The organism is Caulobacter sp. GW821-FHT09H08 (genome assembly GCF_059415885.1).
The window spans coordinates 426,016-442,968 of sequence record NZ_JBWKOC010000006.1; the positions used below are offsets into that span (position 1 = coordinate 426,016).

The following is a 16,953-nucleotide window of genomic DNA, read 5'->3' on the forward strand; positions in this document are numbered from 1 at the left end:
CAAGGTAGACCCATCCGCGCGTCTGCATAGGCCGACGTAGCGTCAAGCCGGGTTGCGCTTGACCCTCCGCCACGACGCGCCCCAAGCTCGCGCCGCTTTCAGTGAGGGGCTCACCATGATCGGACGGATTTCGACGCTGGCGCTGGTCGCCGGCCTGGCCTTCGGCGCGCCGGCGGTGGCCGCGCCCTCCGCTGCCAAGATCGAGGCGGCGGCCAAGGCGGTCCAGCCCAAGGTCATCGCCTGGCGGCGCGACATCCACGAGCATCCGGAACTGGGCAACCAGGAGGTCCGCACCTCGGCCCTGATCGCCAAGGAGCTGAAGGCTCTGGGCTTCGAGGTGCGCGAGAATGTCGGCAAGACCGGCGTGGTCGGCATCCTCAAGGGCGCCAAGCCCGGCAAGGTGGTGGCCCTGCGCGCCGACATGGACGCCCTGCCGGTCGAAGAGAAGACGGGCCTGCCGTTCGCCTCGAAGGTCAAGGCGACCTGGGAGGGCAAGACCGTCCCCGTCATGCACGCCTGCGGCCACGACACCCACGTGGCCATGCTGCTGGGCACGGCGACGGTGCTGGCGGGCATGAAGGCCGACATCAAGGGCACGGTCGTCCTGATCTTCCAGCCCGCCGAGGAAGGCCCGCAGGCCGGCGAGGAGGGCGGCGCCAAGCTGATGATCCGCGACGGCGCGCTGGACCAGCCGAAGGTCGACGCGATCTTCGGCGTCCATATCGGCCCGGCCGACGCTCACCTGCTGAACTACCGCCCCGAGGGCTTCTATGCCGGCTCGGACCGCCTGATGATCACCGTGAAGGGCAAGCAGACCCACGGCGCCCGTCCCTGGGCCGGGATCGACATGGCCAGCGTCGCCGCCGACATCGTCCAGGCCGTGAACCAGATCGCGGCCCGCCAGGTCGATGTCGGGGCCCAGCCCTCGGTCGTGACCATCGCCATGATCAACATGGGCATGCGTCAGAACATCATCCCCGAGGACCTGGTCATGCAGGGGACGATGCGGACCTACTCGCCCGAGCGGAAGGCGCTGCTGATCGACAAGCTCACCAAGTCCGTGACGGCCATCGGCGACCGCTACGGCGCCAAGGCCGAGGTGGCGTTCACCCAGCCCTATCCGGTGACCTACAACAATCCGGACCTGTCGAAGTGGGTGAAGGCGTCCCTGCTCAAGGCCTCGCCGGGCAAGGTCGACGACAATGCGCCGCTGGTGACCGGGGCCGAGGACTTCTCGATGTACGCCCAGAAGGTGCCGGGCGTGTTCGTCCAACTGGGCGGGCGCAAGGCGGATGTCCCGGCCGAGGGCGCGCCGGCCAATCACTCGCCCTATTTCGACGTCGACGAGGCGGTGTTTGAGACGGGCGTGAAGGCCGAGGTGTTCATGGCGCTGGACTTCCTGGAGCGGAAGTAGGGCGCGCCCGGTTCTCCTCCCCCTCCGGGGGAGGTGGCCCAGAGGGCCGGAGGGGGCAGCTCGACCTAGGCCGCACTAGCCCCCTCAGTCGCTCCGCGACAGCTCCCCCAGCGGGGGAGCAGAGAGGTTAGCGAACCACGGCGTGATCCGCCGCAGCGCCTCCTCGACCTCCGCCGTCGAGACAGCGAAGCTGAAGCGGATGAAGTGCTTGCCCTCGACCGGGTCGAAATCGACGCCGGGCGCGGTGGCGACGCCGGTGTCCTTCAGCAGCTGCTCGCAAAAGCCCAGCGAGTCATCCGTCAGGTGGCCGATGTCGGCCCAGATGTAGAAGGCGCCGTCCGGCGGGGCGATCTTGCGCAGGCCCAGCGCCGGTAGGGCGTCCAGCATCAGCTGCCGGTTGGCGCGGTAGACGTCGATATGGGCTTCCAGCTCGTCGATGCAGTCCATGGCCGCCAGGCCGGCGTGCTGGGACAGCGACGGCGCGGTGAGGAACAGGTTGCCGACATAGGCCCGCGCCCGCTCCAGGTCCTCGCCCTTGGGCGCGAGCAGCCAGCCCAGCCGCCAGCCGGCCATGCTGAAGTACTTGCTGAAGCTGTTGACGATCAGGGCGTTGGGCGCGAACTCCAGCATCGAGGGCGTGCGGCCGGTGTAGCTGAGGCCGTGATAGATCTCGTCGCTGATGATGCGGATGTTCCGCTCGGCGCAGACCTTGGCGATGGCTTCCAGCTCCTCGGGCGCGATGATCGTGCCGGTCGGATTGGCCGGGCTGGCGACGATGACGCCGGCGGGGGCAGGGTCGAGGTCCGCGAGATGCTTGGCCGTCAGCTGGAAGCGATCCTCCGGGCCGGCCGCGATCTCGACGGGCTCAAGGTGCAGGGCCTTGAGGCTATTGCGATAGGCGACATAGCCGGGGCGGGCCAGGGCGATGCGGTCGCCGGGCGTGAACACGCTGGACAGCGCCAGCACCAGGGCCGGCGACGCCCCGCAGGTCAGGACGATCCGCTCGGGCTCGACATGGACGCCGTAGAGCGTCTGGTAGCGCTCGGCGATACGGGCGCGCAGGGCGGGGCTCTCCCAGTAGCCCATGGCCTCGGCGTCGAGGATTTCGTGGGCCTTGGCGATGGCCTTGCTGGGCGCGCCGGTCGAGGGCTGGCCGAACTCCATGTGGATGATCGAGGCGCCTTCGCCCTTCAACTGGTGAGCCAGGCGGCTGATGGCGATGGCGTGGAAGGGTTCGATCTCGGCGCGCATGGTCGTTGCTTAGCGGGGTTTGACGCGGCGCGCATCCCGCTTGAGAAGAGGGCCATGCGCTTGCTGACTCTCGCCGCCATCCTGGGCCTCGCCACCCCCGCCTTCGCCCAGACCGCGCTGCCGCTGAACATCGGCGGCCGTGTCGCGCCGGCGCCAAATGGACCCGAAGCCGGGGCCTATGACTTCGGCTGGCCGGGAGTCTATTTCGAGGGGCGCTTCACCGGGCCGTCCGTCGAGGTGGTGGTCGACACCGGTGCCGAACACCTGGCCGTCAGCATTGATGGCGTGCGCAAGGCCGAACTGACCAAGGCGGGCGAACTCCACCTGCTGTTCGACCGGCTGGGTCCTGGCGAGCATGTCGTGCGTCTCGACAAGCTGACGGAAAGCCAGACGGGCTCGGCGCGGTTCGAAGGCTTCTTCGTCGGGCCGAAGGAGGCGGCGCTGTCGGCGCCGTCGCGTCCGCGCCGGATCGAGTTCATCGGCGACTCCCACACGGTCGGCTACGGCGTGCGCTCGGCCAGTCGTGACTGCACCGAGCAGCAGGTGCACGACCTGACCGATACCAGCCTGGCCTTCGGGCCGATTCTGGCGAGGCGGCTGGACGCGGACTATCGGATCGAAGCCTTTTCGGGGCGGGGCGTGGTCAGGAACTACAACGGCGTCGCGGCAGGGCAGCCGTTGCCGGCGCTGTTTCCGCGCCTGATCCCGGGGCAGGGCGAGCCGCGCGTGGCGGCGGACGATCTGTGGAAGCCGGACGTGGTGGTGATCGGCCTGGGCACGAACGACTTCTCGACGCCGCTGAATCCTGGCGAGGCCTGGGCCGATGAAGCAGCGCTGCGGAAGGACTATCGGGACAGCTATGTGGCCTTCGTCGAGGGACTGAAGGTCAGTCGTCCGGGCGCGCGGGTGTTCCTGATCGCGGGAGATACGTTCGACGTGGATGTGGGGGAGGTCGCCAGCCGAACGGGCGCGACAGCGGTGCGGATCACCGGCATGGAGCGTGGGGCTTGCCACTGGCACCCGTCCGTGGCGGATCAGAAGATGATGGCCGACAAGCTCGAGGCTGCGATCTCGGCGAAGTAGGTGGGGCCGAAACCTCGTCCTTCGACAAGCTCAGGATGAGGTTTCTACTCGGTCGCCGAGCCGATCATGATCCTCACCCTGAGCTTGTCCCACGGGCCCGACCGCAGGTCGGCCCGAGGGTAAACTCCGCGCGAGGATCACGCACTGACCCCTACCGCCGCTTCCCGCGCCGCACGCCCTTCGGCAGCCCGCCACGCGGCTTCACCGCCGCTTGCCGCCGCGCCCCCAACCGCGGGCGCGGCATCTTCGGATCGGCAGGCATCGGGTCGCTGAGCATCTCGAACAACAGGCCGCCGGTGACCGGCGTGGCCTCGACCAGCTTGACCTCGACGTTCATGCCCAAGGTCCAGCGCTGGCCAGTCCGGTCGCCGACCAGGGCGTGCAGCTTCTCGTCGTGGACGAAGAACTCCTGCCCCAGGGTCGAGACCGGCACCAGGCCGTCCGCGCCGGTGTCGGCCAGCTTCACGAACAGGCCAAAGCGGGTGACGCCGGTGACCCGGCCCTCGAACGTCGCGCCCACCCGGTCGGCCAGGAAGGCGGCGATGTAGCGGTCGGTGGCGTCGCGCTCTGCGGCCATGGCCCGGCGTTCGGCGTGGGTGATGACCTCGGCCGTGTCCTTGATCTGGGCGATATCCTGGTCGGTCAGGCCGTCGTCGCCCAGGCCCAGGGCCCGGATCAGGCCCCGGTGCACGATCAGGTCGGCATAGCGCCGGATCGGGCTGGTGAAGTGGGCGTACTTGGCCAGGTTCAGGCCGAAGTGGCCGATGTTCTCGCTGTTGTAGTGGGCCTGCATCTGGGTGCGCAGGACCACCTCGTTGATGATCGCCGCATTGGCGCCCTCGCGCGTCTCGTCCAGCAGCTTGTTGAACCGCGAGGTCTGCGGGGCCTGGCCTTTGTCCCAGCGGATCTCCAGCGTCTGCAGGAAGTCGGCGAGGTTCTGCATCTTCTCCAGGCTGGGCGTGTCGTGCACCCGGTAGATCAGGGGCGAGCGCTTGGCCTCCAGACTCTCGGCGGCGCAGACATTGGCCTGCACCATCATCTCCTCGATCAGCTTGTGGGCTTCCAGGCTGGCGCGCTTGGTGATCGAGAGGATCTCGCCTTCGCGGATGATGATCCGGCGCTCGTCGCTTTCGATCGCCAGGGGCGAGCGGGCGTCGCGCCCGATCTTCATCGTCCGATAGGCTTCCCACAGCGGTTGCAGGATCGGCTCCAGCAGCGGGCCGCTCTTGTCGTCCGGTTGGCCGTCGATCGCCGACTGGGCCTGCTCGTAGCTGAGCTTGGCGGCCGAGCGCATCAGGCCGCGCACGAACTTGTGGCCCTTCTTGCGGCCCGACTTGTCGAACACCATCCGCACGGCCAGGGTCGCGCGGTTCTCGCTTTCCCGTAGCGAGCACAGGCCGTTCGACAGGGTCTCGGGCAGCATCGGCTCGACCCGATCGGGGAAGTAGACGCTGTTGCCCTTCTCGCGGGCGTCGCGGTCCAGGGCCGAGCCGGGCCGAACGTAAGCCGCGACGTCGGCGATGGCCACCCAGACCACCCAGCCGCCGGCATTGGTCGCGTCCTCGTCGAGGTGGGCGAAGACGGCGTCGTCGTGGTCGCGGGCGTCGACCGGGTCGATGGTCACGAACGGCAGATGCCGCAGGTCTTCGCGGCCCGCCAGGGTCGGTTCGACGGCGGCCTTGGCCTCGCGCTCGGCTTCCTCGGAGAAGCCGGTCGGGATGCCGTGGCTATGGATGGCGATCAGCGAGGCCGCGCGCGGATCGTTCTCGGTCCCGACCACCTCTAGTACCTTGCCGGGCTTGGGACCGTAGCGGCCGCCATGTGTGCCGACCTGGGCGATGACGAGGTCGCCGTCCTTCAGGTCGTGGGCGACGCTGGGATCGAGGAGCAGGACGTCCTTGGACTTGCGATCGACCGGCTCGACGCGGATTTCCTTGCGCAGCTTGCGGATGACGCCCAGCACCTTGTGAGCGCTCTGGCCCAGCTTCTTGATCAGCTTGGCCTCGAACTCGCCGGTTTCCAGGCGCTCGAAGCGGACCAGCAGGCGGTCGCCCAGGCCCGGGGCGCCGGCGGCGGCCTCGCCCTTGGTCGGGGCCAGGCGGACATTGGGGACGTCGTCGTCGGACTTGGTCAGCTTCACATAGAGCTCGCCGTCGGCGTCGCGGTCGACGACATCGGCCACGCCGACGGGGGGCAGGGAGCCGGCCTCGGCGAAGCCCTTGCGGCCGCGTTTGGCCAGCGCGCCTTGGGCTTCCAGCTCGCGGATCATCTCGCGCAGGGCCCGGCGGTCCCCGCCCTTCAGGCCGAAGTGGCGGGCGATGTCGGCCTTGCCGGTCTCGCCGGCGTCACGCAGGAACGCCAGCAGCGTCTCGCGGTCGGGCAGACCGGCGGCGGGCTTGGGCTTGAAGTTTTTGGGCGGGCGAATTTTGGCCATGCCTTGCCTTACCTCGGTTCGGGAGCTCAGGGAAACGCGGGCGCAGGCATGTACTCAGAATCCGATCTCGCCGGCGAATGCCGGGGCCCGGACTCAGCCTGAGCGGTTCGGGATGATCCGAAATGCGCCCGTCAGCTTGTCAGGCGCTTGGGGGTTCGATCTGGGCCCCGGCATTCGCCGGGGAGATCGGAGAAAATGACCCTAGTACAGGTCCTCGATCGACCGAGGCGGTGGCGGCTCGACCGGCTTGGGCGCGGCGGGCGCTGCCGCTGGCGGCGCAACGGCGGCCGGAGCCTGGACGACCGGCGCGACCGGCGGCGGGGCTTCCTGCTCGACGGTCTCGACCTCGACGGCCTTGGGCTTGGGGGCCTCGACCGGCGGTGGTTCGTAGGCGAGGGCGGGGGCGGCGTCCTTGACGGGCACGCCCGAGACCTCGGCTAGCGGAGCCTTGGAGGTCTCCAGCCCGCCGCGATCCAGCTTCATGGCGTTGGTCAGGCCCATGGCGAACCCACCCACGCAGCACAGGATCAGCGCGGACACCACGACATGCAGCGGCAGAGGACGTTCCAGCGTCGTCATGAGCAAAGTCTACTCTCCTCCCGAGACGCTGGATAGGCGCTAGGCTTCGTCGTCCCAGGGCGCGGCGCCGTCGTCCGACGAGGCCTCGACCCCCACCTTGGCTTTAGGGGACTTGGCCGGAGCCTTCTTCGGCGCGGCTTTCTTGGCGGGGGCCTTCTTCGCGGCCGTCTTCTTGGCCGGCGCGTCGCCCTCGGCTTTGGCGGCCTTCTTCGGCGCAGCCGCCTTCTTCGCTGGTTTCTTGCCACCGCCCTTGGCCGCGCGTTCGGCGATCAGGGCCACGGCCTCTTCCATGGTGATGGAGGCCGGGTCCTTGCCCTTGGGCACATTGGCGTTGGTGTCGCCGTGCTTGATGTAGGGGCCGAAGCGTCCCGACAGCACGCGCACCGGCTTGCCGTCTTCCGGGTGATTGCCCAGTTCCGCGAGAGCCGCCGCGGCCGCCCGCTGCGGACGTCCGCCGCCGGCGCGCTTGTCGGCCAGGATGGCGACGGCGCGGTTCAGGCCGACGTCGAACACCTCGTCGGCGTTCTCCAGGTTGGCGTAGGTGCCGTCGTGCAGCACGAACGGCCCGAAGCGTCCCAGGCCGGCGGTGATGACCTTGCCGTCGTCCGGGTGCTTGCCCACCTCGCGCGGCAGCGAGAGCAGGCGCAGGGCCTTCTCCAGGTCCATGGCCGAGGCGATCCAGCCCTTGGGCAGCGACGAGCGCTTGGGCTTCTCGCCGCTGTCGGCGGCCGCCAGTTCCTCGACATAGGGACCAAAGCGGCCGTTCTTCAGCCACACGGCCAGGCCGGTCGCCGGATTGAGGCCCAGTTCCTTGTCGGCGCTCTCGGCGTCGCCGTCGCCCTCCGACACGCCCAGTTGGCGGGTGTAACGGCACTCCGGATAGTTCGAGCAGCCGATGAAGGCCCCGAACTTGCCGGTCTTCAGCGACAGTTGGCCGCTGTTGCAGGTCGGGCAGAGGCGCGGATCGGAGCCGTCGGCCTTGGCCGGGAAGATGTGCGGGCCCAGGGCGTCGTTCAGCGCGTCGAGCACATTGGTCGTGCGCAGCTCGGCGATCTCGCCGACGGCGGCGTGGAAGTCCTTCCAGAAGTCGCGGAGGAACTGTTTCCAGTCCAGCTTGCCGTCCGAAACGAGGTCGAGCTGCTCTTCCAGAGCGGCCGTGAAGTCGTACTCGACGTAGCGCTTGAAGAACTGCTCCAGGAACGCCGTGACCAGGCGGCCCTTGTCCTCGGGGACGAAGCGCTGCTTCTCCATCTTCACGTATTCGCGGTCGCGCAGCACGGTCAGGACCGAGGCGTAGGTCGACGGACGGCCGATCCCCAGCTCTTCCATCTTCTTGACCAGGCTGGCTTCCGAATAGCGCGGCGGCGGTTCGGTGAAGTGCTGATCGGCGCGGGCCTCGATGACCTTGGCGCTGGCGCCTTCCTCGATCATCGGCAGGCGGGCGCTGTCCTCGTCGCCCTCGTCGTCGCGGCCTTCTTCATAGACGGCCAGGTAGCCGGGGAAGAGCACGACCTGACCCGTGGCGCGCAGGCCGGTCTGGCCATCGGCGCTTTCCAGGTCGACCGTGGTGCGCTCGATGCGGGCGCTTTCCATCTGGGAGGCGATCATCCGCTTCCAAATCAGCTCGTAGAGACGGCCCAGGTCCGACTCCAGGCGCAGCGAACCAGGGTTGCGCTTCAGGCTGGTCGGGCGGATGGCTTCGTGGGCCTCCTGGGCGTTCTTGGCCTTGGCCTTGTAGTAACGCGGCGTCTCGGGGACGTAGGTGTCGCCATAGACGTTGCCGATCACGCTGCGGGCCTCGGCGATGCCTTCCGGCTCGACCGACACGCCGTCCGTACGCATGTAGGTGATCAGACCGACGGTCTCGCCGCCGATGTCGATGCCTTCGTACAGCTTCTGGGCGGCCTGCATGGTGCGCTGGGCGCTGAAGCCCAGCTTGCGGGCGGCTTCCTGCTGCAGGGTCGAGGTGGTGAAGGGCGGGGCGGGCGAGCGCTTGCCCGGCTTCTTCTCGACGGCGGCGACCTTGAAGACGGCGTTGGTCACGGCGGCCTTGGCGGCCAGGGCCGAGGTCTCGTTGCCCAGGTCGAACTTGGTGAGCTTCTTGCCTTCGTGCTTGACCAGGCGGGCCGTGAACGGATCGGCGCCGGCCGAGACGTCGGCGTCGACGCTCCAGTATTCCTGGGTCTTGAAGCGCTCGATCTCCATCTCGCGCTCGACGATCAGGCGCAGGCAGACCGATTGGACGCGACCGGCCGAGCGGCTGCCCGGCAGCTTGCGCCACAGCACCGGCGAGAGGGTGAAACCGACCAGGTAGTCGAGGGCGCGGCGGGCCAGATAGGCCTCGACCAGCTCCATGTCGACGTCGCGCGGATTGGCCATGGCCTCCAGCACGGACGTCTTGGTGATGGCGTTGAAGGTGACGCGCTGGATGGACTTGTCCTTCAGCGCCTTCTTCTTGTTCAGCACCTCCAGCACGTGCCAGCTGATCGCTTCCCCTTCGCGATCCGGGTCGGTGGCCAGAATCAGGCGGTCGGCCTTCTTCAGGGCGTCGACGATGTCGCTGACGCGCTTGGAAGCCTTGGCGTCGACTTCCCAGCTCATGGCGAAGTCGTTGTCCGGCTCGACCGAGCCGTCCTTCGACGGCAGGTCGCGGATATGGCCGTAGGAAGCGAGAACCGTGTAGTCGGACCCGAGGTACTTGTTGATGGTCTTGGCCTTAGCCGGGCTCTCGACGACGACGACGTTCATTCTGACTCTTGTTCAGGAAATTGGGATCGCCCGGAAGGCGAGCGCCGGGAAAGTGGGGGCTTCACCCGGGGTCTGTCAACGTAAGGTCGGACAAACAGTCTGGCTTTGGGTGTCTGGTAGGCGGTTGTTAAGACCGTTGCGCGACACTGCGATGGCTAGTTTTGCGACTGCATGAGCCGATGGACCTCACCGTCAACCGGATCGCCACCGAGGCTTACGTCTCGCCGGTCCAACCGATCAAGGCTGTGACTTCGAATGCCGAGCGCGCGGAAATCGCCGATCGGCTGAAGGAAGCCGTGCGCGCCGCCCCGGCCGCCGGCACGGGCCTGCTGGTCGACCTGTCGGTCTGAGCCTATTTCCCCAAGCTAGACCAATCGCCACGTTCCTGACGCGGGCGGATGGCTTATGTGAGTCCCTGGGCCGACGCTTCGGTCCGTAGTCTGGCGAACTGATGGCGCATTGGAGACGACGCGGCGGGAAGGGCGCGGCCCTGGTCGTGAGCATCGGCGCTCACGTGGCGGCCGTGGCGGTCCTGTTCGCCGCCCATGTGACGCCAGCGCCCCCCGAGCCTCGTTCGATCATGGTGTCGCTGGTGGATCCGCCGCCCCCGCCACCTCCGCCGCCGCCCCCTCCGCCGCCCGAGCCGCACGATGCGCCCAAGTCGCCGGTGAAGGCGCCGACCAAGCCGCCATCCCCCGAAAAGCCCAAGGCGGCGGCCAGGGCGGCGCCGCGCTCGCCGCTGCGCGTGACCAGGGCGCCGCCGCCAAAGGACGTCATCCCGTTGCCGGCCAGCCGCAACCCCGGCCCCAGTCCCGTGCTGGGCCTGGGCGAATCCGAGCTGATCGGCGCGGCGACCGCCGGCTCGGGTCGCGGCGGCGGCGGCGGTGGCGGGGACGGTTGCGACATGGTCCGGCTGCTGCAGGAAGCCCTGCGCAAGAACCCCCGCGCTCGCGCCTCGCTGATGCGGGCCCACGGCGCCACGGTCGGGGCCGGGCGGGCGCCGCTGGTCTGGAACGGCGACTGGCAGCGGGTCAGCGGCGAGGAGGGCGATGGCCTGGCCGGCCTGCGAGAGATGATCATGATGGAGGTCGCCTTCGCCCCCGCGGCGTGTCGCGCCGAGCCCGTGCGGGGGCTGGTGCTGATCTCGCTGAACGACGGCGCCCGCTTCGCCCTGGGTGGCGGTCACTGGCGGTGGTCGGACCTGCTGTTCGCCAAGGGCGCGCGGCGGGGCGGTTAGGACCGTTTCAGCACGTAGAGACAGCCGGCGGTGACGCCGGTGGTCTCGCGGCGCAGCGGGATCTCCTCTCGTCCGACGACTTCGAACCAAGGTGCGGCCGTTTCGCGGACATAGTCGTCGCCGTGGGCGTAGCGCGCCGAGGGCAGCAGTCGCCAGCCTTGCTCCCCCAGTTCGGTGCTGAAGGCCAGAAGGCCGCCGGGCGGCAGCGTCGCGGCGGCGCTCGCGAACAAGGCCGCCAGGTCGCCGAAATAGATCAGGACGTCGGCGGCCAGGATCAGGTCGAAGCTGTCGGGGTGTTTCGCGAGGAAATCGACGGCCTCGCCCCGGATCAGATCGGCGTAGTCGCCGCGTTCGGCGGCCTTGGCCAGCATGGCGGCCGAGAGATCGACCCCGGTCAGCCGCCCGCCGAAACGGCGTAGGTGCGGCGCGGCCAGGCCTGTACCGCAGCCCAGATCGAGAATCCGCTCGAAGTGGCCGCGCTGACGCGTCACGAGGTTGGCCAGCAACCTGGGCGCCTCGTAGCCCAGCATGTCGACCAGCTGGCGGTCGAACCGCTCGGCGAAGTCGTCGAACAGCGCCTCGACATAGGCCGGCGGGGCGCGATCGATGCTCGGATCGACCAGTACCCGAAGCTCGTGGGCCCGGATGACGTCGGCCGGGTTCCGCGCGTCCAGCCAGGCGCCCAGGGCGCGGGCCGCGTCGAGGCGCTGGAAGGCCACCAGGATGCCGAAGCCCTCGCGCGCCACGGTCTCCACGTCTTCGGCCACCGGGCCGGCGACGCGGGCGTAGAGCTCCAGGGCCGCCTGGGGCGAAGAATGGTCCAGGGCCGCGTAGGCGGCGGCGCGGGCCCAGGTCATGCGCGCGCCCTCCGGCAGGGGCTCGACCGTGTCGGCGGCCGCGAAGGTCTCGGCGGCGCGGGCGAAGGCGCCGGTCAGGAACAGGACGTGGGCCAGGCATTGCCGGCGCACCGGCTCGGCGCCGGGCGCCTCGGCGGCCCGAGCCAGCGGCTCGACAGCCTCGGCGAAACGCCTGGCGATCATCAGGTTCAGGCCCAGGCCGAACAGGGCCTCGTCGTGGCCCGGGCTCATGACCAGGACGGCGCGGAAAGCCGCCTCGGCGTCATCCAGCCGACCTTCGCCGCCAGCCGTCACGGCGACAGCCAGCATGTCTTCAATGGCCTGGACGTCCATCGGCGCTCCTCTGGGTCGGCGACTCGGCGAACCGCGTGACGACCAGGGAATGTTACACGCCAGCGACCGGCCCGCCGTCCAGAGGTTCGACTAGACTTCGGCCGGTTTTTCGCTGGTCGAGGCCACGAGGCTGAGCGCGAAGAAGGTGGCGAAGGCGAGGTTGAAGGCGCCGCCCAGCAATGGCGCGCCGAGTGGGGCGGGGAGCCAGCGTGCGCCCTGCAGGACGAGATAGAGGATGCCGGGGTTGGCCAGGATCATCCATCTCGGCCAGGTCGTACGTCCCCGAGTGCAAGCGGCGAGAAGGCTGAGCGCTGCTGGGACGGCGAGGATCGTCGACACCAGGAAGCTGAGGTCCAGGTATCGTCCGACCAGGGCGGAGAGCGCACGCGATCCTGTCGCCAGGGTCACGGCGAACGCGCCCCAGATCGCGTGGGTCGCGATCGCCGAGACGAACAGCCCCAGCATCGGCAGCGTCACGGCGATGCGCCAGCCGGGACTGATCCGGCCATGGACGTGCGCCGCGCCGGCGAGGAAACCGAACCCTGCGGGAATCGCCAGGAGGCCGCCCAGCATTAGCTGCTCGGGAGGTCGCGTCGTCACGCGGTCAAGAACGGTCGCCAGCAGGTCGGCCCCGGAGCCCCAGCCGCCATAGAACAGCATGTCTCCAGCGAACATCGTCAGGGCGCCGAAGAGGCCGGCCAGGGCGAGCAGGCGTGTGGTCATCTAGAGGCCAGCCGCTAGCCCGCCGTCCAGCAGCTCCGCGCGGCCGGCCAGGCTGAGTTCGACCAAGGCCGCCATGACGGCCGAAGCCGGGGCTCCCGCGGCGCGGACCAGATCGTTGCGTGAGACGGGCGTGGGCGAGAGCAGGGCGGCGACCCGCTCGCGCAGGGCGTCGTGGTCGATATCCGCCGGTGGGTCGGCCAAGTAGGGCCGGTCCCGCTCGCGCAGATGCATCTGGCCCGACAGCGAGCGCAGCACGTCCTCGGCCCCCTCGCACAGGATCGCGCCCTGGCGGATCAGGTCGTTCGTGCCCTTCGAGCGCGGATCCAGCGGCGAGCCGGGCACGGCGAAGACATCGCGGCCTTGCTCGGCGGCCAGGCGGGCAGTGATCAGCGAGCCGGATTTCAGCTCGGCCTCGACCACCACGACGCCCAGGGACAGGCCCGAGATGATGCGATTGCGGCGCGGGAAGTCCTTGGCCTGGGCGCGGCGGTCGGGGGCGCTCTCGGAGACGACGCAGCCCTCGGCCGCGAGGCGCGCGTGCAGCTTGTCATGCTCGGGCGGATAGACGTCGCCGACCCCGCCGCCCAGCACGGCCACGGCGCCGGTCGACAGCGAGCCCTCATGCGCCGCGCCGTCGATGCCGCGCGCCATGCCCGAGACCACGACATAGCCGGCGGCCCCCAGGTCGATGGCCAGCTGGCGGGCGAAGCGCTGGCCGGCGGCGGAGGCGATGCGGGCGCCGACGACGCCCAGGCTGGGCTCCGACAGCAGCTCGGCGCGACCGAGGACCCAGAGCACGGGCGGCGGCGGATCGAGGGCCGCCAGGCGCGGCGGGAAGTCGGGCTCGCAACCGCACAGCAGGCGCGCGCCCAGCTTGTCGCCGGCTTCCAGCTCCCGCTCGATCGCCTCGCGGGGCGACAGGGACAGCGGGACGGCGCGGCCGCCCTTGCGGGACAGGTCGGGCAAGGCGGAAAGCGCTCGCTCGGGCGTGCCGTAGCGGGCCAGAAGATGTTCGAAGGCGACGGGGCCGACCGTCTCGGTGCGCGCCAGGCGCAGCCAGGCGAAACGCTGGATGTCCGAGAGGCGGCTGTGGATCACGGCGCTTCGGGCGCGGGCGGAGCTTCGTCCGCCGGCTTCTTCTTGCCGATCTTCGGCTCCTGGCCCTTGAGCAGGCGCGCGATGTTCTCGCGGTGGCGGATGAAGATCAGGACGGCCATGAACAGGCACAGCGCCATGATCGGGTAGGGCTGGTCGAAGGCCAGGGCGAACGGCGCGGCCAGGGCGGCGGCGACCAGGGCGGCCAGCGAGCTGATGCGCAGCAGGAAGGCCACGGCCAGCCAGGTGGCGCCGGCGGCGATCCCCACCGGCCAGGCGGCCGACAGCAGCACGCCGTAGAAGGTGGCCACGCCCTTGCCGCCCTTGAACTTCAGCCAGACCGGAAACAGATGGCCCAGGAAGGCCGAGCCGCCGGCCAGGGCGATCACCGCCGGATTGCCGTGGGTCAGGTAGCGGGCCAGCAGCACCGCCAACACGCCCTTGCCGGCGTCGCCCAGCAGGGTGATGGCCGCCAGGTCCTTGCGTCCTGAACGCAGCACGTTGGTCGCGCCGATATTGCCCGAGCCGATCTGGCGGATGTCGCCGGCCCCGCCCAGCCGCGTGGCGATCAGCCCGAACGGGATCGACCCGAGCAGGTAGCCGCCGACAATGGTGATGGCGAGCGTCAGGTAAGTGGCGGCGGCGAGATCTTGCACGGTTCGACCCTAAGGCGAGTTGCGCGCGAATTCAACCGCTGCGCAAGCGAGAGTTGTGGATTAGGTGTAGTGCAGAGTCGGGGGCAGGGCGAGTTTCCTTCTCCCCTTGCGGGAGAAGGTGGCGGCGCAGCCGACGGATGAGGGGTTGAAAGGCCTGTCCGGATAGCGGAGCGCGACCCCTCACCCGACCCACTTCGTGGGCCACCCTCTCCCGCAAGGGGAGAGGGTAACCACTACCCCTCCGCCCGGTGCACCACGCGGCCATCCACCACCGTCATCAGCACCTGGCCCTGCAGCCTGCGCCCATCGAACGGCGAGTTCTTGGACTTCGACAGCAACCTCGCGGCGTCCACGATGATCGGGGCGTCAATGTCGCAGAGCACCAGATCCGCCGGCGCGCCGGGCGCGATGCGGCCGCCGCGCAGGCCCAGCAGCTCGGCGGGCGCCAGGGTGACGGCGCGGATCAGGTCGACGAGGGCGATGCGCTCGTCGTGGTACAGCGACAGCAGGGCCGGCAGCAGGGTCTCCAGGCCGACGGCGCCGGGGACGGCCTCGTCGAACGGCAGGCGCTTGTCCTCGGCCGGGGCGGGGCTGTGCGAGGAGACGACGATGTCGATCAGGCCCGAGGCCAGGGCTTCGATAAGGGCCTGACGGTCGTCCTCGCCGCGCAGGGGCGGGTTCAGCTTGGCGAAGGTGCGGTAGTCGCCGATGTCCAGCTCGTTGAAGGACAGGTGGTTGATCGACACCGAGGCGCTGATCCGCAGGCCTTTTTTCTTTGCGCGCTGAAGCGTCTCCAACGCCTGGGCCGAGGTGATCTGGTCGACCAGGAGCTTGCCGCCGGTGGCTTCCAGCAGGGCGACATCGCGCTCCAGCATGATCCGCTCGGCCATCGGCGAGATCGAGGGCAGACCCATACGGCCGGCGAACTCGCCGCCGGTCGCGGCCCCGCCCTTGGCCAGCCACGGGTCCATGGGGCGGTGGGCCAAGAGGGCGTCGAAGCCCTTCGCATAGGTCAGGACGCGCTGCATGACCTTGCTGTCGACGATCGGCTTCCCCGCGTCGGTGATGTAGACGCAGCCGGCCTCGCGCATGAGGCCGATCTCGGCCATCTGTTCGCCGGCCAGGCCCTTGGTCGCCGCGCCGGCCACCAGGATGCGGGCGCTGTCGATGTCGCGAGCCCGGCGCAGGATGAAGTCGACGACGCTGGGGTCGTCGATGGCCGGATTGGTGTCGGGCTGGACCACCATCGAGGTGACGCCGCCGGCCGCCGCGGCCTTGGCCGCCGAAGCCAGGGTTTCCTTGGTTTCCGAGCCGGGCTCGCCGGTGCGGACGCGCAGGTCGATCAGGCCGGGCGCCAGGAGGGCGCCACCGCAGTCGACGACCCGCACGGCCTTGGAAAGCTTGCCGAACTCGCGGCCCTTGGCGACGTCGGAGATGACGCCTTCCGAGACGATGACGCCACCGGGGCCGTCATAGCCGCTTTCCGGATCGACCAGGCGGGCGTTGACGAGGGCGAGGGGCTGGGCAGCGGTCATTGTCCGGCCTTTTCGATACGGGCCGCGAGGCTGGTCAGCACCGCCATTCGGGCGGCGACGCCCATCTCGACCTGGTCCTGGATCAGGCTGACGGCCGGATCGTCGGCGACGTCCGAGTCGATCTCGACGCCCCGGTTCATTGGGCCCGGGTGCATGACCTTGGCCCCTGGTGCGGCGCGGGCCAGCTTTTCGCGGTCCAGGCCGTAGAAGCGGAAATATTCGCGGGTCGAGGGCACGAAAGCGCCCTGCATCCGCTCCAGCTGCAGGCGCAGCATCATGACGACGTCGGCGCCGGCCAGGCCCGACTTCATGTCGTGGTGGACGGTGACGCCCCAGCGCTCGGCCTGGGCCGGCATCAGGGTGGGCGGACCGACCAAGCGCACGCTGGCGCCCAGGGTGTGCAGCAAGGCGACGTTCGAACGCGCCACGCGGCTGTGCAGCACGTCACCGCAGATCGCCACGGTCAGGCCCGAGACGCGACCGAAGGCGCGACGGATCGACAGCGCGTCCAGCAGGGCCTGGGTCGGATGCTCGTGCTGGCCGTCGCCGGCGTTGACGACGTGACCGCTGACCTTCTGCGAGAGGAGCGAGGCCGCGCCCGACGAGGCGTGACGCACGACCAGCAGGTCGGGCCGCATGGCGTTCAGCGTGACCGCCGTGTCGATCAGGGTCTCGCCCTTGGCGACCGACGAGGTCTTGGGGTTCATGTTGACGACATCGGCGCCTAGCCGCTTGCCCGCCAGCTCGAACGAGCTCTGGGTGCGGGTGCTGTTCTCGAAGAACAGATTCATCAGCGTCCGCCCGTGCAGCAGGTCCAGGCTCTTGGACGTCTGCCGGTTGAAGGCGACGAACGCGTCGGCCAGGTCCAGCAGGTCGATGGCCTGAAGCGCGTTCAGATCGCCGGCGGACAGGAAGTGGCGTTTGGGGAATTCGAAGACGCGGGCGCGGATCGCATCGATGGCCGCGCGGGCGGGGTCATGGGCTGAAGCCGTCATGAGCCCGCGTCAT

General features: G+C 69.5%; 14 protein-coding genes. 4 read left to right on the forward strand and 10 right to left on the reverse strand.

The window, feature by feature from the left end; all coding sequences use genetic code 11:
• Positions 1-115: 115 nt before the first annotated feature.
• On the forward strand, positions 116-1,414 hold the full coding sequence (locus AC07NN_RS22150; RefSeq protein ID WP_494645837.1) for an amidohydrolase: 1,299 nt from the start codon (positions 116-118) through the stop codon (positions 1,412-1,414).
• 84 nt (positions 1,415-1,498) lie between these two features.
• On the opposite strand, the gene AC07NN_RS22155 is transcribed toward AC07NN_RS22150, so the two are convergent.
• Positions 1,499-2,665: a pyridoxal phosphate-dependent aminotransferase gene (locus AC07NN_RS22155; protein ID WP_494645839.1), complete on the reverse strand. Its 1,167-nt coding sequence runs from the start codon at positions 2,663-2,665 to the stop codon at positions 1,499-1,501.
• A 54-nt stretch (positions 2,666-2,719) separates the two neighbouring features.
• Between AC07NN_RS22155 and AC07NN_RS22160 the strand changes: the two genes are divergently transcribed.
• Positions 2,720-3,748: an SGNH/GDSL hydrolase family protein gene (locus AC07NN_RS22160; RefSeq protein WP_494645841.1), complete on the forward strand. Its 1,029-nt coding sequence runs from the start codon at positions 2,720-2,722 to the stop codon at positions 3,746-3,748.
• A gap of 151 nt (positions 3,749-3,899) precedes the next feature.
• Here AC07NN_RS22160 and rnr read toward each other — a convergent pair whose 3' ends face one another.
• From rnr to topA, 3 genes are all read right to left on the reverse strand, one after another.
• Entirely contained in the window at positions 3,900-6,182 is a 2,283-nt protein-coding gene (rnr, locus tag AC07NN_RS22165) for a ribonuclease R (RefSeq protein ID WP_494645843.1), read from the reverse strand.
• A gap of 201 nt (positions 6,183-6,383) precedes the next feature.
• Complete coding sequence (locus AC07NN_RS22170) at positions 6,384-6,761, reverse strand: hypothetical protein (RefSeq protein ID WP_494645845.1); 378 nt, start codon at positions 6,759-6,761, stop codon at positions 6,384-6,386.
• Between the two features lie 39 nt (positions 6,762-6,800).
• Entirely contained in the window at positions 6,801-9,509 is a 2,709-nt protein-coding gene (topA, locus tag AC07NN_RS22175; RefSeq protein ID WP_494645849.1) for a type I DNA topoisomerase, read from the reverse strand.
• 179 nt (positions 9,510-9,688) lie between these two features.
• On the opposite strand from topA, the gene AC07NN_RS22180 reads away from it, so the two are divergent.
• Both AC07NN_RS22180 and AC07NN_RS22185 read left to right on the forward strand, forming a co-directional pair.
• A complete protein-coding gene (locus AC07NN_RS22180) occupies positions 9,689-9,859 on the forward strand; it encodes a hypothetical protein (RefSeq protein WP_494645852.1) in 171 nt (56 codons plus the stop codon).
• Between the two features lie 101 nt (positions 9,860-9,960).
• Positions 9,961-10,746: a hypothetical protein gene (locus AC07NN_RS22185; RefSeq protein WP_494645855.1), complete on the forward strand. Its 786-nt coding sequence runs from the start codon at positions 9,961-9,963 to the stop codon at positions 10,744-10,746.
• Here the strand turns inward: AC07NN_RS22185 and AC07NN_RS22190 are convergent.
• The 6 genes from AC07NN_RS22190 to AC07NN_RS22215 all read right to left on the reverse strand — a co-directional run bounded on the left by AC07NN_RS22190 (position 10,743) and on the right by AC07NN_RS22215 (position 16,940).
• Positions 10,743-11,936, reverse strand: a complete 1,194-nt coding sequence (locus AC07NN_RS22190; RefSeq protein ID WP_494645858.1) for a class I SAM-dependent DNA methyltransferase — start codon at positions 11,934-11,936, stop codon at positions 10,743-10,745. The two genes, AC07NN_RS22185 and AC07NN_RS22190, sit on opposite strands and share 4 nt — an antisense overlap.
• A 90-nt stretch (positions 11,937-12,026) precedes the next feature.
• Positions 12,027-12,659, reverse strand: coding sequence for a hypothetical protein (locus tag AC07NN_RS22195; RefSeq protein ID WP_494645862.1), 633 nt, complete (start codon positions 12,657-12,659; stop codon positions 12,027-12,029).
• Entirely contained in the window at positions 12,660-13,757 is a 1,098-nt protein-coding gene (dprA, locus tag AC07NN_RS22200; RefSeq protein WP_494645864.1) for a DNA-processing protein DprA, read from the reverse strand.
• The gene (plsY, locus tag AC07NN_RS22205) at positions 13,754-14,410 is read right to left on the reverse strand and encodes a glycerol-3-phosphate 1-O-acyltransferase PlsY (protein WP_494645868.1); all 657 of its coding nucleotides are present in this window, start codon (positions 14,408-14,410) and stop codon (positions 13,754-13,756) included. Before plsY ends, dprA begins: the two co-directional genes overlap by 4 nt.
• A gap of 233 nt (positions 14,411-14,643) precedes the next feature.
• A complete protein-coding gene (gene pyrC, locus AC07NN_RS22210) occupies positions 14,644-15,945 on the reverse strand; it encodes a dihydroorotase (protein ID WP_494645870.1) in 1,302 nt (433 codons plus the stop codon).
• Positions 15,942-16,940 (reverse strand): aspartate carbamoyltransferase catalytic subunit, encoded by a 999-nt coding sequence (locus AC07NN_RS22215; RefSeq protein ID WP_494645873.1) that lies wholly within the window; start codon positions 16,938-16,940, stop codon positions 15,942-15,944. The genes pyrC and AC07NN_RS22215 overlap by 4 nt, the downstream gene beginning before the upstream one ends.
• Between the last annotated feature and the right edge of the window lie 13 nt (positions 16,941-16,953).